This window comes from Mesorhizobium sp. BR1-1-2 (genome assembly GCF_020165435.1).
Lineage (GTDB): Bacteria > Pseudomonadota > Alphaproteobacteria > Rhizobiales > Rhizobiaceae > Mesorhizobium.
Map to the genome: position 1 here is coordinate 36,890 of NZ_JAIUID010000024.1, position 22,484 is coordinate 59,373.

Annotated in this window: 18 protein-coding genes and 1 pseudogene; 9 read left to right on the forward strand and 10 right to left on the reverse strand. The window is 59.2% G+C overall.

The annotated features are described in order from the left end of the window. Positions 1–102: 102 nt before the first annotated feature. The gene (locus tag LB551_RS28845; RefSeq protein WP_224661306.1) at positions 103–675 is read right to left on the reverse strand and encodes a hypothetical protein; all 573 of its coding nucleotides are present in this window, start codon (positions 673–675) and stop codon (positions 103–105) included. 92 nt (positions 676–767) lie between these two features. Beyond that, positions 768–1,922, reverse strand: a complete 1,155-nt coding sequence (locus LB551_RS28850) for a YadA-like family protein (protein ID WP_224661307.1) — start codon at positions 1,920–1,922, stop codon at positions 768–770. A 535-nt stretch (positions 1,923–2,457) separates the two neighbouring features. On the opposite strand from LB551_RS28850, the gene LB551_RS28855 reads away from it, so the two are divergent. Further along, positions 2,458–3,597, forward strand: a complete 1,140-nt coding sequence (locus LB551_RS28855) for a helix-turn-helix transcriptional regulator (protein WP_224661308.1) — start codon at positions 2,458–2,460, stop codon at positions 3,595–3,597. Between the two features lie 42 nt (positions 3,598–3,639). Here the strand turns inward: LB551_RS28855 and LB551_RS28860 are convergent, their stop codons facing one another. Next, positions 3,640–4,152, reverse strand: coding sequence for a helix-turn-helix transcriptional regulator (locus LB551_RS28860; protein WP_224628837.1), 513 nt, complete (start codon positions 4,150–4,152; stop codon positions 3,640–3,642). Between LB551_RS28860 and LB551_RS28865 the strand changes: the two genes are divergently transcribed. The 6 genes and pseudogenes from LB551_RS28865 to LB551_RS28890 all read left to right on the forward strand — a co-directional run bounded on the left by LB551_RS28865 (position 4,139) and on the right by LB551_RS28890 (position 13,469). After that, complete coding sequence (locus LB551_RS28865; RefSeq protein WP_224628835.1) at positions 4,139–4,519, forward strand: hypothetical protein; 381 nt, start codon at positions 4,139–4,141, stop codon at positions 4,517–4,519. The two genes, LB551_RS28860 and LB551_RS28865, sit on opposite strands and share 14 nt — an antisense overlap. Positions 4,520–5,161: 642 nt before the next feature. Next, a pseudogene (locus LB551_RS28870) lies at positions 5,162–5,951 on the forward strand (alanine--tRNA ligase-related protein). A gap of 943 nt (positions 5,952–6,894) precedes the next feature. Beyond that, complete coding sequence (locus tag LB551_RS28875) at positions 6,895–7,953, forward strand: chemotaxis protein CheB (RefSeq protein WP_224628831.1); 1,059 nt, start codon at positions 6,895–6,897, stop codon at positions 7,951–7,953. A gap of 9 nt (positions 7,954–7,962) precedes the next feature. Next, entirely contained in the window at positions 7,963–11,577 is a 3,615-nt protein-coding gene (locus LB551_RS28880) for a CheR family methyltransferase (RefSeq protein ID WP_224661309.1), read from the forward strand. Further along, positions 11,574–11,975 (forward strand): response regulator, encoded by a 402-nt coding sequence (locus LB551_RS28885; protein WP_140554252.1) that lies wholly within the window; start codon positions 11,574–11,576, stop codon positions 11,973–11,975. Before LB551_RS28880 ends, LB551_RS28885 begins: the two co-directional genes overlap by 4 nt. Positions 11,976–13,265: 1,290 nt before the next feature. Beyond that, positions 13,266–13,469: a CsbD family protein gene (locus LB551_RS28890; protein WP_224628825.1), complete on the forward strand. Its 204-nt coding sequence runs from the start codon at positions 13,266–13,268 to the stop codon at positions 13,467–13,469. A 438-nt stretch (positions 13,470–13,907) separates the two neighbouring features. On the opposite strand, the gene LB551_RS29990 is transcribed toward LB551_RS28890, so the two are convergent. From LB551_RS29990 to LB551_RS28910, 5 genes are all read right to left on the reverse strand, one after another. Further along, complete coding sequence (locus tag LB551_RS29990) at positions 13,908–14,033, reverse strand: hypothetical protein (protein WP_263493820.1); 126 nt, start codon at positions 14,031–14,033, stop codon at positions 13,908–13,910. Positions 14,034–14,425: 392 nt separating this feature from the next. Further along, a complete protein-coding gene (locus LB551_RS28895; protein ID WP_224661310.1) occupies positions 14,426–15,250 on the reverse strand; it encodes a Ku protein in 825 nt (274 codons plus the stop codon). A 492-nt stretch (positions 15,251–15,742) separates the two neighbouring features. Further along, positions 15,743–16,348 (reverse strand): YihY/virulence factor BrkB family protein, encoded by a 606-nt coding sequence (locus LB551_RS28900; protein ID WP_318012774.1) that lies wholly within the window; start codon positions 16,346–16,348, stop codon positions 15,743–15,745. 640 nt (positions 16,349–16,988) lie between these two features. Beyond that, entirely contained in the window at positions 16,989–18,038 is a 1,050-nt protein-coding gene (locus LB551_RS28905; protein WP_224661311.1) for a sensor histidine kinase, read from the reverse strand. Further along, positions 18,035–19,474 carry an ATPase domain-containing protein gene (locus tag LB551_RS28910; protein WP_224661312.1) on the reverse strand — a complete coding sequence of 480 codons (1,440 nt, stop codon included), beginning with the start codon at positions 19,472–19,474 and terminating at the stop codon, positions 18,035–18,037. The genes LB551_RS28905 and LB551_RS28910 overlap by 4 nt, the downstream gene beginning before the upstream one ends. 248 nt (positions 19,475–19,722) lie before the next feature. On the opposite strand from LB551_RS28910, the gene LB551_RS28915 reads away from it, so the two are divergent. Both LB551_RS28915 and LB551_RS28925 read left to right on the forward strand, forming a co-directional pair. Next, a complete protein-coding gene (locus LB551_RS28915; RefSeq protein WP_224661313.1) occupies positions 19,723–20,022 on the forward strand; it encodes a hypothetical protein in 300 nt (99 codons plus the stop codon). A 631-nt stretch (positions 20,023–20,653) separates the two neighbouring features. After that, positions 20,654–20,980: a hypothetical protein gene (locus LB551_RS28925; protein WP_140554263.1), complete on the forward strand. Its 327-nt coding sequence runs from the start codon at positions 20,654–20,656 to the stop codon at positions 20,978–20,980. A gap of 909 nt (positions 20,981–21,889) precedes the next feature. Here LB551_RS28925 and LB551_RS28935 read toward each other — a convergent pair. Together LB551_RS28935 and LB551_RS28940 are read right to left on the reverse strand one after the other, a co-directional pair. Further along, entirely contained in the window at positions 21,890–22,099 is a 210-nt protein-coding gene (locus LB551_RS28935) for a hypothetical protein (protein ID WP_140554265.1), read from the reverse strand. 91 nt (positions 22,100–22,190) lie between these two features. Continuing rightward, positions 22,191–22,373 (reverse strand): hypothetical protein, encoded by a 183-nt coding sequence (locus LB551_RS28940; protein ID WP_140554266.1) that lies wholly within the window; start codon positions 22,371–22,373, stop codon positions 22,191–22,193. Between the last annotated feature and the right edge of the window lie 111 nt (positions 22,374–22,484).

Below are 22,484 nucleotides of genomic sequence, written 5' to 3' on the forward strand. Positions count from 1 at the left end.
AACGTACCTCTGATGCCTTTTTTCATTGGTCAATTTGGGCACTCCCCGCATCGGGGCCGAGCAAAGGATTTGGCAGGCACCATCGCATACACGCGCCACCCGCTATGGCTTGACTGGTCTGGTTTCCTTCTTGGGCTGGACAGCAATCGAAGGCGCATCCGGGGGCGGATCGGCATCGGTCGGCTTCGGCTGCCCCGCGACAGGAGTGTCCGGCGCTTGCGGCCCGCCCGACGTGAGATTGACCGACACGCCGTAGATCTTCCACTGCCGGTTCATCGGCTCGAACAGAAGCTCGAAATTGACCTGCAACGGCACCGATGGAAAAAAACCCGCCATGTGCAGCATGCCGTTCGGCTCGATCTGCGGCAGCAAGGTCAGTTGCGGCTCAAGCACCGCGACGGCGCTGAAGTCGAGCGCCTGCTTGCGCTGGCTGGCAAAGATGTCGCCTAGCTGGGCAGCGCTGTTGGCTTGGAAATTGGGCGAACCGAGATCGCGTAGAACGGTGTAGTTGCCGGTCTTGTTGGCCTGGTCGAGTGCCAGCAGCGCACTGCGCGTCAGGATCAGCACACCGTTGCGGTCGATGCTGGCCGGATGAGCCGCCTTCTGGCCGATCCGCTTTTCTTTGGCCTGGGCATGAGCGGTGGGCGGCGGCCCCACGATCGTCGCCAGTGCCATCAGAGCACCGGCAACGATCGTCCCCCGCGCAAGGCAGCTTCCCCGCACGCTTTGACGCCGCGTGCGTGCGGTTGGCGCCGTCCTTGCCAAGATCAATTGAGCGTCCACGATGCGCCGAGGCTGACGCCGACATCGCCATGGTTGGTGGTTGCCGAGATGGCGCCGTTGAGGCGGAAATCCAGGCTGGGGTTGTACCCGAGGCCAAGTGCTAGCCCCGATTGTCCTTTGAAATTTCCGAAGCCTCCGGCGAGCGACAGTTTGCCGGGTCGATCGTCGTAACGCAGACCCGCCGTCGCAAGTGCCAATGCCGTTCCGGCACGCGCCTCGCTGCGATTCTCGCTGATCTGGTCACCGAGATCCTGGAACCCGGCCTCCAGCGCGCCGACGCGACCGTCGAGCTGGGTGAGGTTGTTGGTGTTCGTCGTCACCCTGGTGTCAAGATCGGCGATCTGCGTGGTGTGCGTGATCAGCGCGTTGGCGTTGCCGGTGATCCGCGTCTCATGATCAGCGAGCTCGGTCGTGTTGGCCGCGATCTGTGTCGTGTTGCTGGTGATACGCGTCTCGTGATCGGCGATCTGCGTGGTGTGCGTGATCAGCGCGTTGGTGTTGCTGGTGATCCGCGTCTCATGATCAGCGAGCTCGGTCGTGTTGGCCGCGATCTGCGCCGTGTTGTTGGTTATGCGCGTCTGATGATCGGCAAGCTCAGTCGTGTTGGCCGTGATTTGCGTCGTATGACTATTTACCGTGGTGCTCAGATTGGTGACGTCGGTGCTGTTCTGGGCGACCTGTGCAGGCAGGTTCTCCAGGGTCGCGAGGTCGAAGGTGGAGGTAGCCATATTTCCAGCGTCATCGGAGGTGACCAGATAGGTTGTTCCGGACTGCGCGTCCTTGCTAGCCTGTCGGTTGATCCCGCGCATCGTGTATGTCTGGTTGCCATTGCCGATCGCAATCTGGTTATCGCGATCGGTAACTACGCCGTTGCCAATAGCGATCGACGCCTGATAGTCGGCTTGGGCTCCATTGCCAAGCGCGACGGCACTGCTTCCGCCCGCCTTGGACTGGTAGCCGAGCGACACCGCGGCATAGCCTCCTGCCTCGGTCTGATTTCCCACCGAGATAGAACCATCCCCGAGCGCCTGAGTTGCCGGCTGCCCCGCCTCAGGGAGACGGCCACCGATCGCTATCGCGCCCTCACCCAGCGCTTTGGCGCCCGATCCGACCGCGACATTGGCAAACTTGCCAGCCATACCGGCTTGGGCGTTGTACCCGACGGCTGTTCCTTCATGTCCCGCCCCACTGGAAGCACCAATGGCGGTGCCTCCTCCTCCTACCGCGCCCGATGATGTTCCACACGCGAAATCGCCTTGGACGTCCCCGTCGCATCCATCTTCGTCGCCTATTACCTGAGCAAACGCCGGACTGTTTAAGGGTGCCAGCGCAGACGTCAAAATCACCATCGCAGCATAGGCTGCTCGAGTTCCCCAACAAGCCATGTGGCCCCTCCAAGTTAACCTGTCCCAAGAACGACTGGAACAAGCTGTCCGCGCCGGTCGGCATTAGCCAGTCGTCATATGACGACTGTTCGTCGGTTTGTGGCCCAGCTACTGGCTTGCTGGACTTGGATGTTGCCTGCAGGGCACACATGCTTTTTTGGTAATTATCGATGAGGGAGGATTGGCGGCAGCATCGCCCAATTCACCCCTGATGCAACTTGCGCGAGAGCTTCCGTGTGCTAGGCTTCTTCACGAAACCTGATCATTCCCCAGGATCGGAAAGCTCCCAATGGCTGCTGTCACCATCGAAGCGGTCTCCGCCGTGGTCGGCCAGATCTATGAGGCGGCCTACGACCAGGAACGCTGGCTCGGTGCGATAACCGGCCTGCGCGACCTGTTCGGAGGTTCGCGCTCCTGCATTGTGCGCGTCAGCCCGGAAACACTCGACGCGGTGGCATCCGACTTGGATCCGGAATTCAATTCGCAGAAAGGTATCGAAGCCATGCTGCGCGACCCCCTGGCTGCGGCCTCGGCCGCCTTGCCCCTCGGCGCGGTCAATCGTTGGCCGCTGACATCCGACGAGACAGCGTTCCGCCGCCGCGAACTCTGGCAGGACTGGATGAGGCCGCGCGACATGTATCAAGGGCTGGTCTGTAACCTGCTCGCCTCCAGCGGCGCGCACTGGCTGCTCGATATTCATCGCGGCTCACGGCAGGACGCATTCCGCACCGACGACATCGACCTTTTACAAAAGATCGTACCGCATGTGATGCGCGCCGGGCAGATCGGCCGGAGTCTGGAGAACACGTCGGCATTGGCATCGGCCTTCTCGCACCTGCCCTTCGGCGTGTTTCTGGTCAACGGCCATCAGCAAATCGAGCAGATGAACGAAGCCGCCGAGGCAATGCTGGCGCCGCCCGACAGCCCTCTGAGGCTGAACGGCGGCACGATCGTCGCCTCCGATCTCAGGGATGCGCAGGAACTTCAACGGCTGGTCGCGGATGCCTGCTCGTTAAAAGATGGCGTCATGCCTGGAACCGGCGGAACGTTGGTGGTGCCGTCCGACCAAAAGCGATCGGAGCTGACGCGGCTTGTGCTGTCAGTTGCGCCATTCGTCGATGCCCGCGCCTACGGTCTCGCGTCGGAACGTTGCGCGGTGATCATGGTCACGGAGGTCGCCCGGCGTATTTCAGATGGCTTCGAGACGCATGTCCGCGGCCTGTTCAATCTGACACCGGCCGAGGCCCGGCTTGCCGCCGCATTGGCTTCCGGGCGGACACTGAAGGAAGCCGCGGAAAGTTCGAACATCACCGTGAAAACCTGCCGCACCTATCTCGAACGGATCTTCTCCAAGACCCGCACTCACCAGCAGAGCGAACTGGTGGCCTTGCTGAAGAGCACGGAACCGCTCAGCGGGCGTAGCCGGTAGTCCGTACGAGCCCTGCCTCCTGGATTTGCTGATTAGAGACCGTCAACGCAATGCTCCCGGTAAGGGCTCTGCGCTCCTCAGCAACGCGACAAGTTGGCTTTGCTGGCGGGTTCCATTGGCGAAAATTCGCTCAAGATAGGTGCGGCAGGTTTTCACCGTCATCTTCAGGTCGGATGCGGCATCCTTCAGGGGCTTCCCTTGCGAAAGTGCAGCGGCCAGGCGCGACTCGGAGGGCGTCAAATCGAACAGACCGGCAAGCAGGGTTGGCGAAGGCACGATGGAACTCGGGCTCATCGCCGTCGCCGCAACCATTATGTCCGCGCCCGAAAAGATTTCATGCGCGGCGCGGCGCAGCGGCAGAAGATGAATGACCAGCGCCGGCTGGCCTTCCCTGGCCGAAACGGGAATCGAGCGCACGATGCGATCCTGGCGATTATGGATGATGGCTTCTTGGAAAAGAGAATTGGCGGGCGCATTGGCAAGCGCGAGACCACCATGAGCCGTCGCGATGGAAACGGATGGCATATCGTCCAGCAGGACATTGGCCGTCAGCACCCGTCCCGATGCTGTCATCACCGCAGCCGGCAACCCGATGGCCTCGAGCGCCGACGCTCGCCCTGGCCTGTTCCATTCCCAGTCGCGCCGAAACCAGGCCAGCGCGTGCGAAGTGCGGACGAAGCTGATCGAGCCGGTCGACCGACGCCTGATCGTAGGCGCCATCCGTGGTCCACCGCTGAAAGACGAATGTGACCAGTTCTCCGCTCGGCATGGCAACTGTCGAACAAAGATGGGCGCCGATACCCTCCGCTCTCAGGCGCACCCGCTGGGGATCGCGCTCGATCTCTTGGGCGGTCATGAAAGCTTCTACATGGACGAAGCTTACTGGCTGCATCTCGTACATCCGCATGACGCCAGGGGATAACTTCCAGTTGTCGCCGATCAGGAATTCCTTGAACACCGGCCGAATGTGCTCGAGAGATCTAGCCAGAACCGGGGAATCACCGCTGAACCTGCCGCGAACAGGCGAGCCGTCGCTGAGAACGAAGATCGCGCCGCTGGCCGAGCTCGAAAGGCCGCTGGCTGCCTCCAGGGCACCAGCCCACAAATCCGGAACGAAGGCAGCTTCGTAGATCTTGTCCGTAAGATCGTCGAACATGGGCGCAAAGCCTTTTTCAGAGTCAGCATCACCGACCCGGATCGCCAACGCTCCCAGACGCCAACCGATTCCCGCACAAATCAAAATGCCATGCTGAAAGCTGAGGTCAACCCTGGATTGCTCCTGGTTGATACCGTTTTGAAGCGAAGCAGCGGCCAGTCCGACAGCGAAGACCCGCCATACTTCAATGCGCAGATGACCTTCAAAGTCATCCTACAGTCGGAATATGCCGACTTTTCGGGGATACGCATTTCGTCCAGGTTCCGCCCTCGAATGCGCCTGCGTTTACAGGGGGGTGCTGCGGGTGGGCCAATCGATGTTCGAGAGCGGACGTGCCGCCGTGGCGGGGTTGCTTCCGTTCGCCATCTCCTATGCACTGGTGGCAATGCTGCCCGGCGCCAAAAGGGCATCAATTTCACACGCATTGAATCCGTACAGCCGCACGACGAAACCACGCTCTTCTGCAGCGCTGGAATGCAGCAGTACAAATCCTCTTCTCGGATCCCTCTTACATTGGAACCGTCGCCAACAGCCAGGCATGCTTACGTATGGGCGACCTCGATAAGATAGGAGACGGAACCCACTTTCTCCACTTCACCATGCTCGGCCTTTTCTCGTTCAGGGAGATGACCCTCGGCGAAGCAATAGACTTTTGGCTCGAGTTTCTGGGCACGCTGGGTTGGTTCCGGATCACGTGACCATTCATCCGGACCGGCTGCCTGAATGGAGCCCGCTCTATCGCGGGCGCGTGCCCATTACCCCGGATCCGGAATGCACGTGGAGCGTGGGAATATCAGCGGATACTGCACAGAGTTCTACAAGTGCGGGATCGAGATCGGGAACATCGTCAATCCGCTCGGGACCTGCATCGATGTTGGCTTCGGCCTTGAGCGCCTCGACATGATCGTCAACGACACCCCCGGTAGACCACGCACTCGCTACCTTGCGCGATACAGCGATGAGGGTGATGGAAAGCGGATATCGACCCGGCAACAAGGAGCAGGGATATGTTCTGCGCAAACTGCTTCGCCGCATTTACGTGATGGGCAGCACGCTGGATCACCCTTTCTTTGAGGAAGAGATTGAACGCCAGAAGCGACTTCGCACCAAGTACCTGCGGCTTCGCGACCGCTATTGCGACAAAAGTCCGGAATGGTGGTTCGACACGCACGGTATCGATGTTGCAGATATGCGCTAGTTAGATCGCGGGCGAACAAATTACTGCGCTTGGAGGAATGCCGCTGCCTCGAAGGAGGCGGCGGCGATTGGGAAAGCGCTTGCCACATAGAGGTATCCTCTTTGACCCGTCGTTCTTGACGCCGGCGAATAGTGAAAGGACGGTCATTGTGGACTTGGAATCACGTCGAGGAACGGGAAGCAATTTAAGGCAAGGTAAAGGAGTAGTGGGGCAAGCTCGCGCGTGACGACCTTGAACGATCGCCCCGAAACGCGACCAGCTCGAGGTTCATACAAGAGTGCTACGGATCGAAACGGACCGCATTCGCGCGATCTTCGTCGACCGGTGCAACCGCCAGAGTTGCTAGTTTGACGTACCAGAGGTTTGCTGCGTCACGCAGTCGTGGCAAGCATCTCTGTCGGACGGGCGTAGGCGAAGAGCACCGGAGCGCTCCGTCCTTTGCTCAACCTGCGGCCAAGGGCGTCAACGAACGCGTCGTACCGCGCAGACAGCGTCTCGATGGCAATGCCGACGTTGCGCTCGACCCGCTGGACCCGCGGGCGATCTGATCGAGGCGTCTGGTGACAGGATGGCGGGGCCGCGGCCTCAGCGATCAGCGACAGCGACAGCGAAAGGTCGGCGCACGGGGCCGTCGGCCGGCGCGTTCAGGCATGTTCCGGAGCGACTGCATTTGGGGCCGAACCTGCTCGTCGGATTTGCGAAGTGAAACCAGAAAGCGACGATCGACTTGGTGCAGGCGATCCTCCCAACGCTGACCCGAAGAGCGTTCACATTTTCCGAAGGCAGGTTTGGCCACTGCAATCCCACACGCGCGAGTTTCCCCGCTTCGAGGCTATGGTTCAGCCGGAACATAGTTCGTACCCACCCATTGTCTTGATGCATCCGTTGGCAAGGGTCGCCGGCGGCCGTTGCTGCGAGAGTGTTTCGAGCCCGGAGGTGAGCCATGGCCAAGCGTCGCATCCATGTTCCGCATGTGACTCTTGCGCAGGCAGACCGCCCTGGGGCAGGGGAAGAATTCGGTCCGCGCAACCATTCCATCGTCGTGATCGGAGCGTCCGCCGGCGGTGTCGAGGCGCTGAAACAGGTGGTCAGCGATTTTCCAGCCGAGCTGAGGGCAGCAGTGTTTGTTGTGCTGCATGTCGGCCCGGCGAGCTATTTGCCGGAAATCCTCGATCGCATCGGGCCCCTGCCCACCTATAAGGCCATGAACGGCGCGACATTCACCGTAGGCAATATCTATGTGGCGCCGCCTGGCTTCCATCTGCTGCTTCACGATAACCACATGATGTTGCGGCGCGGACCGCGCGAAAACCTGGCTCGGCCGGCCATCGACCCCCTGTTTCGTTCGGCTGCATTGAGTTACGGCGCGCAAGTCATCGGCGTTCTCCTGTCGGGAGCCCTCTCCGACGGAACGGCGGGGTTGCGGGCGGTCAGGGCCGTCGGAGGAATCACGGTGCTTCAGCACCCGAACGACGCCTTGGTGCCGGACATGGTGCAGAACGCGCTGCGCTATGTCGAAATTGACCATTGCGCACCGGCCGCGGAACTGGGCAGTCTCTTGGCAACACTGGTGGCCGAACCGGCTGGCGAAACCTTTCCCGCCCCTGCGGCCATGAGGCTCGAAGCGGCGATCGCCACACAGGAGCACTCTACCATGAAAGAAGAAGATCGACTCGGCGAATTGTCGGTGTTTACATGCCCGGAATGCCATGGGCCTCTGTGGGAGATTGAGGACGGTGACATGATCCGGTATCGATGCCATACCGGGCACGCCTTTACCTCGGACGCTATAATGGAGGCGCAGTCGGCCGAGGCGGACGAAATACTGTGGAGCCTTCTCAGGGCGCATCAGCAGCGGGCCGAATTCACCCGACGAATGGCGGATCGCGAAAAAGCGAAGGACCGGTCCGAAATCGCCACGCAGCTGCGCGATCGGGCGAAAGAATATCAAGCAGATGCCGAGGTGATCGAGCGCATTCTCGAGAGCAGGCGAGTACGGTAACGAGAAATGATGCAACGGCCGACCAAGGCGACGCAAGCGGCTTCGAGGACTGAGTTCAACGGCGCATCCGCGGCGCAGCCGAGCGCTTCCTTCGCAATCGTCGCCATCGGCGCGTCGGCAGGTGGAATAGCAGCACTCAAAAGCTTCTTTCCCAATGTTCCGCCCGACAGTGGGCTTGCCTATGTGGTAATCCAGCACCTGGACGCCGAGCACGAGAGCGTGCTTGCGAGCATCATTCAGCACTGCACCTCCATCGAGACCCAGACGGCAATCGAGGGCTCCGCCATCGGGCCGAACAGGATTTATGTCATCCCCCCGGGCGTCTCAGTGACCGTGAAGGGCCGCCACTTCCATATGGTGAAGATGGCGGGCAGCCACGCTAGGCGAACCCCGATCGACGACTTTTTCATTTCGCTTGCCGAAGACCAGGGGGAAAACGCTGCCGCGGTTATTCTCTCCGGTACCGGCAGCGACGGCACCATTGGGCTGAGAGCCATCAAGGAGCATGGCGGACTTACGCTGGCGCAGGAGGCAGCCGAATACGATGGCATGATGCGCAGCGCCGTTGATGCCGGCCAGGTCGATATGGTCGTGCCGGCGGAGGACATGGCTGCCAAGCTGATGGACTATTTCCGGCACGCCAGCCGCGTCGCGGCCGATGGTGAAGGGGACCGCCGCAAGCGCGATGTCTCCGAACAGCTCTCCCGGATCGCCGGCCTGCTTCGCGCCCGCACCGGTCACGATTTTAGCGGCTACAAGGATAACACGATACTGAGACGCATTCAGCGCCGGATGCAGGTGTTACAGATCGACGATCCGACCGCGTTCTACCAACGTTTGCGGGAGGAGCCACAGCAAATCGATCTGCTGTTCCAGGACCTTTTGATCGGCGTGACCAACTTGTTTCGCGATCCGCAGGCGTTCCAAGCGCTGGAACGCCTCGTCGTGCCGAAGCTTTTCGAGGACCTGAAACCCGATGAAACGATAAGGGTATGGGTGCCGGGCTGCGCCACCGGAGAGGAAGCTTATTCAATAGCCATGCTGCTGCGGGAGAATGCGCTCCGGGGCACGGCATCGCCCAAACTGCAGATATTCGCGACCGATATCGACGAGCGCGCGCTGGAAGTAGCACGTGCAGGCCGGTATCCGGCGGCCATCGCCACGGACGTGTCGCCGAAGCGGTTGAAGGAGTTCTTCTCGCAGGAGGATGGAACGTACCGGGTTGCCTCCGAACTGAGGGAAATGTGCCTTTTTTCAGTGCACAATCTGTTGCGCGACCCGCCCTTTTCGCGACTCAACCTCATCTCATGCCGTAACCTCCTCATCTATATGAGGTCCGAATTGCAGGAAAAGATCATCCCGCTATTTCACTATGCGCTGCGCCAGGACGGCTACCTCTTTCTCGGCTCTTCGGAAAACGTCACCCGCCACGCGCGCCTGTTCGCCACCATTGACAAGCCAAGTCGCATTTTCCAAAGGCGCGGAGGCATGGCCCAAAAACTGCCGGAATTTCCCCTTGCTGCGGCCCCGCGGCGTGCACCCCAGCAGGCGCGCTCTACGGTGGCTGGAGGAGGAGCGCATGAGCGCGCGGAGCGCCTGCTTCTCGACCGGTATTCTCCTGCCTATGTCGTGGTCAACGCGGCTGGGGAACTGGTGCACAGTTCAGCCGGTACCGGAAAATACCTTGAACTGGCGGCCGGCGCTCCCGATCACAACGTCTTCGCAATGGCGCGGCGCGGCCTGCGAATGGACCTTCGGGCCGGCCTGCATAAATCGGTCAACACGGGACAGGTGTCGCTCCAGAACAACATCACGATCGCCACCAATGGCGGCGACCAGACTATCAGCCTGGTCGTGCAGCCGCTTCCGCCGCATGACGCGTCCGATCCGCTTTACATGCTGGTGTTCCGGGATGTCGGCGACCTGAAGCCGGACGCCGAAAGCGGGTCTGCGCACCTCACCGCGGATGTAGAAAGCGCGAATGTCAGCCAACTCGAAAAGGAACTCCGAGAGACCAGGGAGCGGCTTCAGATCACCACGGAAGAGCTGGAATCCTCCAATGAGGAACTGAAATCCTCCAATGAGGAACTGTCCTCCATCAATGAGGAACTCCAGTCGTCCAACGAAGAGCTGGAGACCTCGAAGGAAGAGCTGCAATCGATCAACGAGGAACTGCAGACCGTCAATTCGGAGCTCAATATCCGTGTCGACGAGCTTAGCCGCGCCAACAACGACATAGCGAACCTGCTGGAAAGCACGCAGATCGCAACCATCTTCCTGGACCGGGATCTCTCCATCAAAAGCTTCACTCCGGCGACCAGGGATCTGTTCCGGCTCGTCGAAAGCGATGTGGGCCGGCCGCTTGCGCATGTTCGCCCCCGATTCCCCGCCGACGGCCTCCAGGCCGATATCGAGCAGGTGCTGCGGCGGCTCGGCACGATCGAGCGGCAGGTCCAAACCGCCGAGAGCAACACCCGCTACATCATGCGCGTGCTGCCATACCGCACGCTCGACAATGTCATCGCCGGCGTGGTCGTCACCTTCGTCGACGTTACGAAGATCGCCCGCGCGGAGGAGAAGATCGACGCGCTGACTCATGATCTGCGCAACCGGATCGAAAGCTTGGAAACGCTGCTGGATCTCGTGCCCGTGGGCATCGTCATTGCCGAAGATGGCGATCGCCAAGAGTTTCGGGTCAATCAACGCGCCGCTGAACTGGTTGGCGAACCGTTGAGCGGCGCCAAGCTGACGTCGATACCGGGTGGCTTCGACGTTACAAGGCAGGGAAAGGCCGTGCAAGCCGTGAATCAGCCGTTGGCAACGGCGATCCGGACGGGCGAGGCGGTGGCGCAGTACGAGGCGCGGATCGAGAAACCGGGCGCCGTCGGCGTAGACGTCATGGTTTCCGCGACTCCACTGTTCGACGAAGCTGGAAAAGTTCGCGGGGCGATCAGCACCGTGGTCGACATATCGCGTCACAAGCAGGCCGAGCGCAACCAGGAAAGACTGCTGCACGAATTGCAGCACCGGGTAAAGAACATCCTCGCCACGGTCGCCGCCCTGACCTCCCGCATGGTGCGCTCCTCCCATTCGATAGCCGATTTCTCAACCGCCTTTCAGGAACGCCTTCAGGGGATGGCGCGCACCCACGAACTCCTGTCGCGGCATAACTGGGGGGGCACGGACCTCAAGGAACTGTTGCGGACAACGCTCGCTCCCTATGCGGCCGACCGTCAGCGGAATGTTATCCTGGAAGGCGCTCCGTTCCAGCTTGATGCGAGTGCTGCCGGGACTTTGGGAATGGTGTTCTTCGAGCTTGCGAGCAATGCCGCCAAATACGGAGCGCTCGCTGTCGAGAACGGGCGCGTCGAGATCGACTGGCGCATCGGAGAGCCCGACGGTCCCCTGTCTGTCTCCTGGAAAGAAATCGACGGGCCGGCCGTGGAGGAATCGATCAAGAAGAATTTCGGAACGACATTCATTCAGCAGAGTTTGGAATATGAGTTGGGCGGAAGCGCCGATTTGCAGTTCAGGAAAACGGGCTTGGTTTGCCTTTTGAAAATTCCGCTTTCCAGCACGGGCACGAGAAGCGATACGTCGCTTCCGTTCCGGACCATTGCATGAATGACCAGTTCCCTTTGCGTGGCCTTCGCGTCCTCGTCGTAGAGGATGTCTTTCTGATCGCAATGGACCTTTCCGACCAGTTGATGGAATCGGGATGCGAGGTGATCGGCCCTGCTTCATCGGTGAAACAGGCACTGGAAAAGATAGACAGCGTTCCGCTGGACGGTGCCGTGCTCGATGTCAATCTCGCCGGGGAACAGAGTTTCCCGATAGCGGAATTGCTCGCTTCGCGTGGTATTCCGTTTCTTTTTCTGACCGGCTATGACAGCGTGACAATTATTCCCGAGGCGTTCAAGCAAATCCCGAAGTTGTCGAAGCCCGTTTCCGAGAAGGCGCTGACAAGCGCCGTTGCGCAATTTCAGGACAAAGAAGCGGAATCCCCCAGAGGACGCCTCTGAACGAGGCGATCCGTCCGACCATGCTGCTTCCGCGCGAGATCCTATCGTTTGGCACAGCCAAGATGTTTCAAAGGGGACGAGAAATGTCGGCATGGCGCGCCGCGTACTCCGTTGCTGTCGTCGAAGTTTGGTTCAGGGCGGTGGCAAGGGTGTCTTCAAACGGAGCGGCGCCGGCAACCCCGCGTGTCAGACCTTGACCGAGAAATTCAGGCCCTGGGGGATTGCAGGTAGCGGGCTCAGTCGGTCGACTCACGCGCCAGAACGCCAGTGTGCATTGCGCCGGTCGCCTGCGGGCATGGTACAACGAATGTCGACGTCTGCCCGTTCCCGCCGAAGATTCAGTTAAACAGGTGCTGTGGATGAAGGCTGACTGAATGTCAGCAACCGGCTGAATTCGGCGTTTGGGCCTTCCACAAGGCATTAGTCGACCACGCGCAGGGTCCGAAGCCAGCCGTCAAACATCTCGCTTGGAACGTTAGAGCTTTCTAATTATTTTAGGTTAGCGACTGACATCGCCCTCCGATGTCTGTCGAAGATCGGCTCTCGATCGGCCCGCGTCCTCCCGCCGGAGGCGCGGGCTTCCTCGCATCAGGCGGCCGGGTTCAAACAGCCGTTCATCACCCCTACGGATACCAGCAACGATGAGGTGGCTTAGCCTCTCCAGGCAATGGTGAAACTCTCGTTGGCATCTTGTGAAGGCTGAAAGAGACCCGCGCCTCGACGGCAACCAAGAGTGGCCGGGTGGCGTGCTTGAGGACTGTTGAATGACGCGTGGCGAAAAAAAGCTCACCGGGACCACAATTTTGCATGCAGGATGCTCGGCAAGCGCATAGTGTGGGTATGCGGAGGGGCTGATGATTATGGGAGGTCATCATGTCTTTGGACGTTAGAAAATTAATGGGTGCGATCTTGAAACGTCGGCGTGCGGTCGCTTCGCAACCCAAAACGACACCTATCGCCAAAATGCTCGCGGATCGCCCCATCGTCGGCAAGGCGCCGAAGCTTTCAACCAGGCCGCCTCCGCTCCAATACAGAAGTGCCTCTAATATGTAGACTTCCCCTGCACGCCGCAGCCGTTGACGGGTAACGCCAACCGAAGAGCGTACGCCGCGCCGTCCGAGGGGGCGCTATGTCACCCAATACTCTGGTGCTGTTGCTATCCGGCGCGATCCCGCAGCTATTGATCATCAAAATAGGTAATCGATCCCTTGGTATCCGATTGATCTGATCGGAACCCCCGAGCCTGCCGCCCGTTTCAATTTCACCCGAAACTAAGGGAGGTCAAAGACCATGGACTGGAACCGCATCGAAGGAAATTGGAAGCAGGTCAAAGGCAAGGTCAAGGAACAGTGGGGCAAGCTCACAGACGACGATCTAGACCGAATTGCCGGCAACCGCGACCAGCTCGAAGGCAAGATTCAGGAACGCTATGGCATCGAGAAGGATCGTGTTCGTAGGGATGTCGACGACTGGTATGGTCGGCAGGGCTGGTAGGGATCGTTTCAGATCAAATATGGCGCTGTCACACCGCAGCGCCCTTTTTGAGTGGTGATCTTCGGGCCGGCTGACCGACAGGGCCTTCGATTGGCTAAAGACCTCGTTAGTCGGTAGCTGTCGCCTATATGCCGCTTTCCCACCCAGCTGGGCCCCTGCCCCATCTAACATCGAGCGCTGTTGACCGCATCAGGTCGCTTTCCCAGATGACTATGCCTTGATCGAAACCTCCCTGGATCGCGGACTTCTGTCATGACCCACAAGCTGCTCGGCGGTGTGCCCGACGGCAATGGCGGCTGCATTGCTTCGGATCCGGCGGCATCCAAGGACCGACCGAGAGAACGGCGGTGTGACGGGTGTCCGTCGACGAACCGAAGAATACAAGCGCATCCTCGATCTTGCGCTACTGAGCGTTCCCGAGATCCTTGCGCAACTGAGTCACGAGCGCTTGAGGCGCACCGTCTCCACCGCGAGCGATCCGGCGGGAAGCGCCCGCAAAAGCTCGGCCTCGGGCCCGGTGAGATTGATCCACGCCGTCCAATTCTCCGGCTGAAGTGCTACCACCTGGTGCGACCTCTGGGCCGAGGTCGGTCGTCACTGGTGAAGGTCGGCGGCTTGTTGCCGACGGCCTTCCCGCCAAAATCCAGTAACCGCAAGGAACGGTGGGCCGTTAAGCGTAAGCGATGCTTCGCCTTCGGGTGTTTCGTGCCGGTGAACTCGAAAAACGCGGCAGCCGGAACGAGGCAGCGTTTCTTTTTACCGAATTGCCGGCCTTTCGGAGCGAATTGAACACAGGCCCGCCTTTCGGTCCGGCCGGCGCAGACCCGAACGCCATCGAGGCGAGCTCGATGGCATCGTCGGGGTCGCTCGCCGGATCGTTGATGCCGATGTCGTCGGCCTGAGGCAGATCGAGTTCAGTCTGGTGGACGGGACCTTGAGCGGCAGTGAAGCTGCGACTATGCTGATTTGCGTCCGGCCTTGGCTTTGGGACGGTCCTTGATGCCTTCCTTGGCGAGACTCTTGCGGAGAACCGACGCCAGATCGATAACGTTCTCCTTCGGCGGGGGAACCGGTTTGGGCGGCTGCTTGCCCTTGCGCTTTGCGTCGATTAACGCGATGAGCGCATCCTCGTAGGTATCTTCAAATTTCGACGGATCGAACTTGGTCACTTTCTTGTCGATCAGCAGGCCCGCAATTTCGAGCAGGTCCTGATCGTATTCATGGCTTTTCAGATCTTCAAATACCGTGTCTTCCGAGATCATCTCGTCATGGGTCCGCAACTCGGTGAGCAGCATTCCCTTGCCATATGGCTGTATCACGACTTCGCGCCCGCGTTGGTACAGCACCACGCAGGACCGCGCCGCCACACCCTTCTTGGCCATCGCTTCGCGCAGCACTGAGAAGGCCTCGGTGGAGGCGCCGTCGGCAGGGATCAGGTAATAAGGTTTTTCCAGGTAGCGCGTGTCGATATCCTTGATGGCGACAAACTCGTCGACCTCAAGCGTGTGCTCAGACGTCATCTTGAGCTTTTTGATCTCGTCCGGTTCGACCTTTATGAAATCGCCCGCGTCTGCCTCATAGCCTTTGACTTGGTTTTCGCTATCGACGACATCGCCCGTCTCTTCGTCAACATAGGCAGCCTTGACGGGCAATCCATCTTTCCGATTCAAAATCTTGAAGTGGATTTTCGACGCCTCGCTGGTTGCACCCACAAGCTTCACTCCGCACGACACGGACCCGACTTTTAGAAACCCTTTCCAAACTGCTCGTGGGGCCGCCATGCAGTCCTCCTGTCGCGCCGATCCTTGGCACAAACGTCAGCCGGATCGTTCCGTTCCGCCCGCCTGATCAGCATCGACGCACGCGATCGCATCACGGATGGTGCGGCTTTCCATGCCGTTAGATGGGCTTATGTTTCAGGGCTGAGACCAAGGCCCCGATTTGCAGGTCCGAGGGTAACGAAACAGTGCCTTCGCACCGCCTAAGTCCTCCCCACGGGACCTGAATGCCGGAGCACAGCGCGGGCCCGCGCTATGTGCCGAGCCTCCCGCTGTGGCAGACCGACTCCTTCTGCCAAAGCCACAGGCGTCGAGCGTCCAAACGCGCGGGACGACCGCGCCGCGCTCCACGGATCAAGGCTGCCGGACAGCACGGATAACCTTCGCCTTGCTCCTGCGGCCGGGACCCTGTTATCCTCAATAGTGTCGCGCCCATATGGGGCTGGATCAAGATGCTACGGCTTTCGCTTTTTGCAACGGTGCCCCCGCGCGGCGTCAACCCTGCTTTCGCCACCACAATTGCGAGACCAGCGCGGTGATCAGGCTGCTTACGACAATCCACGCGGCGATCTCGCCGTCATGCACTTCAGGCCGGCGCGGCGTATCTATCTTGTTGCCGCTCAACACCACTATCGGCGCAAGGTCTGGTCGGCTTCCACGCCTGACCGAGTAAGCGCGCGTAATTTCTGCACCGAAGAGGAAGATCTGCGCTGAATAATAGACCCAAAGCAGCACCACCATCAGCGCGCCTGCCGCTCCGTAGGAAATCGCTATCGCGCTGGTTCCGATATACCAGCCGATCAGCGACGTGCCGATGGTGAACAGCAACGCAGTGACCACCGACCCGACGGCAACATCGCGCCATTTGAGCGTGCGATCCGGCAAGACCTTGTAGATCGCTGCGAAGAGCAGCCCAATTAGCAAGAAAGAGCCAACCGTGTTGACCGTGCTGAGCACCAGTTCGCCGAACGGCAGGTGGTGATTGATGACTTCGCTTAGCGCGGTGATCGCTGCGCTTGCCGCCAGCGATACCATCAGCATCCAAGCCCGCGCTGTTGACGCTCGGATTTCCAAGCTCGTCGAAGCCAGATTGTCCAGCACCTACACCAGATCCAGAAAGCCGATAGGCCGCCTCGCGATCGTGCAATTCTAACATGTCGCCTCTCCGCCTAAGTATTACGGACGGCTAATACGCTCATCCATTCCTCCCGCGACTCAATTCTATACTTGAGAAGTACCCCAGAGTTGAGCATTACCGTGCAATATTGTTGAGAGCACCTTAACTTTTCGGCCGGTGTCGCATTCCTGCCGCCATCGCGCCACACATAGAACACAGCACCAGCCCGCAGAGCCGTGCTTTGCGAGTCACTGCGAGCAGGTTCTCGTTTCTCGTTCTCAAATCGGTGTTCGGACTGCCGCCTTCCGGAACACAAGACTCCTGCCGCCTCGTCTCATCTCGTTGGCCGGAGAATTCCTGGATCCAGCGCTCTTGCTCCCTGACGCAGCTGCCGTGATCCATGGCCGGAAAGGCGTACGCAAGTAACTGGAGTGCGCACCTTCCTGCCCATCGTCATTCCGTTACTTCTCCGGCAAAACACTTTGCCGGATTCTTGCGGCGCTCCGAGCTTCTATGCTCAGGACACCGGTTCAGGCTTTTTCCGACGGATCGGCATAGCCGCCCGACACGTCGATCGAGGATCGCCTTAGCCCTTGTGGGTGGTCGCCGAAGGGCAAACGGAAGTTACCGAGATGTTTGCGAAAAACGAGAAAGCGGTCCACGAATGGTGCAGCGCAGGCCGCCTACAGCGAAGATAAACTCAGGAGGTTCTCCGAACATACCGGCCAGAGCCGAACGCATATAGCGCGTGCCGTAGCCCTTCTGGGAAGGCTCGACGACTGGCGGCCCTCCGGATTCTATCCAACTTAAAGTCAGTGTTGGGTCAACATTTGAAGACACCTCCCACTTCAGTAGTATATTACCTGTCGGTTGGGACAAGGCACCATATTTAATGGCGTTCGTCGCAAGTTCATGCAGGCAGAGGGCCAAGGTTGTACCGGCCTCGCGCGAAACCAAGACTTCAGACCCCTCAACAGCAATGGCAGTTTGTCCATCCGATCGGTAGGGAGCGAGGGTCGAATCCACGACGGCTGCTAACGACACCGCCTCGCCACCTGCAAGGAAAACCGCTGAGTGAACGTTTGACAGGGCGGTCAATCGACCTCTGAAATCCTCGGCGAGACTGTCTGCCGAGACAGCGCCGCGCCGCGTCATCTCGAAAATGGACAGCACGCTTGCCAGGATGTTCTTTACGCGGTGATTTAGCTCCAGCCGCAGTTCTGTTTCCCGCTCGAGGTAGTCGCGGACCTCACGCTGACGGAACCTGGTGAGAAGTGCCGACTGTATGCCGCTTATCAGCTCCAATGCGGCCACCGGGCGCTGATAGAATATCTGGCGTGAGCGCGGCCAGGCGGCGCTCAGCGTCGCTAGGATGCGCGATTGGGGTGCTACGCGATCGAGTAAGACGACAATGGGGATCTCCGACCAATTTGGCTGGTCTTGCAGAAATCTGGCAATGACAGCGATCACAGCTGGATTGAGCGCCTCATGGGTAACGACAAGCACTCCGGGGAACTCCGAAAGAAAATCCTCGAAATCGGCCGCGCTTGCCGCTTTGGCTTGCACGCCACGCTCTTGCAGCAATGCGGCCAGGTAGGCGGCATCCTTGCGGTAGGGCGCCAAGATGAGGACCCAATCAAGCCTACCCAGTCCGTTTTGCTTGATGTCGCTCACGTCTCGGGCAGGGGATTGTAGGCAACGACTGTGACGCCCGAACTTGCGATGAAAAGCTCTCGAACATCGAGATCATGCGGGCCGTGGCGCTTCTTAACGACGGTGATGTTGCGCCTGAGCCGACCCTCATGCTCGGACATCCGAAGCAGGAGCACTGTGTCGCCGAGAAAGCTGACGTCCACATCAATGCCGACATTCTGTCCCAACAATCCATGCTGCGCTACAATGAGCATTGTCAGCACGTCCGCACGCGCGAGATGCTTTAACAGAGACTGGATATCCAGCACGGCCTTCTCGCGGTGAGGCAGTGAATTCAGATAGCCGGTGAAGCTATCGATCACCACGACGCGTATATTGTTGCGGGCGACGACCTGCTGCACGATTTGGCCAAACTCGCCAGGCGAGATCTCGTTCGGGCTGAAATCATAAATGACAAGCTGGCCATCTTTGTGGAACTGGCGGAGGTCCATGCCCAAGCCTTCGGAGCGTCGAAAGAACGTCTCCAACCGTTCCTCGAATAGAAACAGCGCGACGCTTTCGCCTCGCTGCAACGCCGCTGTTGCGTAGAGGGATGACATCGTTGATTTTCCGGTGCCTGACTGGCCGATGACGAGCGTTATCGTCCCAGATTCCTGACCGCCACCAAACATCTCGTCGAGAGCCTCGACCCCGGACTTTATCAGTTGTGGCTTGGCAATTTCGGCTCCGGATCCGGGCACGATCCTCGGAAACACAACAATGCCTTCGCCCTCGCGAATGGCCATGTCGTGATAACCGTCGGCGAAAGGCACGCCGCGCATTTTGCTGACCTCGATGCGTCGGCGCACGGCACCGTAATCCTCAAGCGATTTATCAAGCCGGATGACGCCGTGAGCGACCCCCTCGATTTCCTCGCCGTTATGATCGCCGCCATTTGTCTGTGTATCAAGGAGCAGCGCTATGATGCCTCGCCTAGCCAGGAAGGCCTTGAAGCCAATGAGCTCGCGGCGAAATCTTGGTGTATCGCCGGTGATCAGTCGGATTTCAAGAAGCGAGTCGTAGACCAGCCTGTGTGGCTTGTATTCCTCTATCGCGCTTTCAATGGCCTTTCGTGTTTCATCCAGCCGAAGGTCGGCGGTCTGGAAGATTGTCTGGTCGGCTGCATCGCTCACTGCCTCGGAGGCGGACAATTCCTCGACGCGAATTCCATCAAGTGTCCAGCCGTGCGAAAATGCAATCGCCTGGAGCTCAGAGGCTGTCTGCGAGAGACTCACGTAAATGCAGCGTTCTCCCGCCGCCACGCCGGCACGCAAGAATTGCAAAGCAGCAGTCGTCTTACCCGCACCTGGATCGCCCTGCACGATGTAAAGGTTAGAGGCTGGCAATCCGCCTCGAAGAATCTCATCAAGGCCGTCAATCCCAGAACTTACAACGGGCTGCTTCTTTCGTTCTGCCATGTCTGCCTTCACCTTTAGCAGTTGCTGGCCGCTGGCCCGCAACGTCAGTTTTCGACAGAGAACTGTCTGTCGAGCGATAGCCAATCAGTCAAATTCTGTACGCAGACTTTTATAGGAGGCAAACTTCCGGAGACTAGGCTTGTCTGTCGTTATGTTCCCCAACGCCCTTCAAAAACGTGGCAATAACGTCGAGCCGGACCCGTAGTTCCGAACTGCCGTTAAGAATCCGGCCTCGGGATCACTGTAAGTTGAGCGCTGTTGATCGCTGCGGTTCTGGCCGTCAGGGAGTCCAGGAAAGCGTCTTTTTCAAGCGTTCCGGCTTGGTAGGACGCTATAATCTTCAGGGCAATGTGTTCCGCTTCCAGCGAGTGAGGGTCGTGGCCGAGCAAGCTGCACGCGTACTCAAAAATCTACTGAAGTTGGGAGATTTCCTCCGGCTCGAGCATACCAAGTCTGCTGGCAAAATCGTTCGCCAATGCGCCCTCTCGAAAACGCTGACAATGTACGTGATGGAAGGCTTTACGGTCATCTCTTCCCTTGGTCAGTGAAAACCCGCGCCACTTTGCCGGTGAGCGCGGGCCGATCGGAGTCCCGATCTTCAGCATGTGGTGCTGGGCACCACCTGCCGCAAGCATGCAACCTTTAGAGGCGGCTAATGTTCCGTCGGGCCGGTTCTGGGCGCCGTTGTACCCTGGCGAGATTGGTCGGTCCTCCCCTTTAAAGTGCCGTAGGAGGCTGCACCGGTCCGGTCCCATTCCATCTAATGAACGGTGCATCCTCCCCGGTAATATCCTTCACCGTCTTCAGCAACGCCTCATGGGTGCGCTGGAGTGCCCGGTAGTGATCGCTTGTAGGCGACAGAAGCGGCTGGACAATGCTCTTGTGAAGCCGTTCAGCCTCTGCCAAGAAGCGTTCGATCTCAGCCTGTGAAAGCTGCTTGGAAAGTCTCCTTCTAGCCATCGTGACACCTTTTCAAGAGTCGCCCCACCCAAGAAAATAATCCTATTTTGACGAGCGAATGTAAAGCTGGTTCGATCGGTGGTGCACCGTCGGCTGGACCTGGACGGCCGAATTCACAGAACCCGTAGGCGCGATCACGATCGATTTCACTGGGAACAATCAGCAATAACCCTCGTTCGGAAGTGATCGCAATTCAGCGATTCAAATAAGGAGGCCTCCATGCTGAAGAAAGTTCTAGCCGCGTCCTTGCTGGGTATCGCCCTAGCCGGTTCCGCATTGGCGCAGTCGAATGGGACAAGTACAGGCGGCAATGCCAGTGGTAGCGGTGGTGCCAATGGTGGTGCAACCGTGAATGGTGGCGCAAGCGTCAACGGCGCTGGTACCGGTACAGTGAACACCGATCCGGATTCGACGAACTCGACGAACTCGACGACGACAGGCCCTAACGGGATGAACGATCGTTGCAAGGATTCCGCAGGTAACGACGTTGACAACAACACGGCCAGTGGTGCGACCACATCGCCAACACAAAACTGCAACAAGTGATCGAGAACCCGGAACTCGCCGAAAGCGCTCAGGACCCGGGATGTAGAAAATGGCGGGCCTGAGACGGCGGCTCCGCCCAGGAGCAATCGAAACGGAAGGCTAGACGCTCCCCCTCAGTCCGCCATGCCGGCCTCATAGTGTACTTTCGCATCAAGGATTGTGTTGTACACGCTAACGGTGTCTTCCCAGATTTCTGCGCTGCTGATGCCAAGGCTTTCGCATCCGCAAAAAGCTTCTGGGTGAGTTCGGCAATCGAGATGACGTCCGCACCGACTGTCTCGGGGATATTATTTGATATCCATTTGTGAAGGAAATTGGTTCATCGAGAGAACAACCACCAGACGGTCAGCGCGCAAACCCCAACCACAAAGGCTGAAGCCGCTATCAAATGCCTCTGCCGTTCTGCCATCTTGGCGGCGGCGGAGGCACCATCTTTTCAGGGTTCGTTCGGTCGTCTATCCCGCAACAAGCTGCCGGGAGATTTTAGGTTCCACTCATCTTGAGTTGACAGACGATGTTGCCAGGATCGATAAAGGCAAGGTCGCTGTGGCGCTTTGGAACCATGATTGCGATCGATTGGGTGCGCCTGGTGAAAGGTTAAGTTGCCAGCGAAGCTGAGGGCACTCATTGACCGTCCGGAGTAAGAACGACATTAATGCCACCGCGGGTTGATGTTGTCGGATATTGTCGACCGCGCTTCCGCTGCAAAGGCTGCCGGGACGTTTATGGGCCTGATGCGACGACCGCTGTTGCTCACTGCGCCTTGGAAGCGCACTTCGCCGGGCGAACGCCCGATTTCCGCTTCTGGTTCCAGGTATTTCGTGACTAGCCGAAGGCGGACAGCATCAACCGCAGTGCACCCTCCAACAAGCCCGCCGAGCCCGAATTGGAGAGCCTGGCCAGACGTCCCTAACGACCCAGCGGCTGCTTTGAAAGCAAGACCAGTTCGGCCTCATCGACCACACCTGCCATGTAATTTGCAATGATCCTGGAGGCAATCAAGTCGCGCGCATCTGGCGATGGATCGTCCAGCTTAAGCTTGTCGAAGACTCGCCCAAGCAGTGCCAACTCGGATTCGTCGAAAATACCGGCCTCAGCTGCTTTTCGTTGAATTGGCATGATCTTTCTCCCGGAAGCCCAACGGCGAAACATTCTGTAAGCCCCCCGGCCGCGCAAGGGCTTCACGGGGCTGTGACCCTGCCTGCCGCCATCAAGACTGGCGACGCGGATTTTTCAGGAACCGGGCTTCGCGCAGCAAAGAACTCCAGTCGGCACCGATGAGCTTGATCAGGCCGAGCGCTTCCGATTCGGAGATGCCGACCTCTTTAGCCAGCCTCCGAGCAAGAAACTGAAGCCCCTTGTCATCTTCGCGTCCGTTGTCGTTGTCTCTCATCGGAACCCTCCTTTGGGCTCCGAACCTGCCGGAGGCGGTTTCGTTTCGTGGGCAAACAAAAAAGCCCGCCCCGGCGTGAGCCGGGACGGGCCATTGAGCCGACGCAACGGG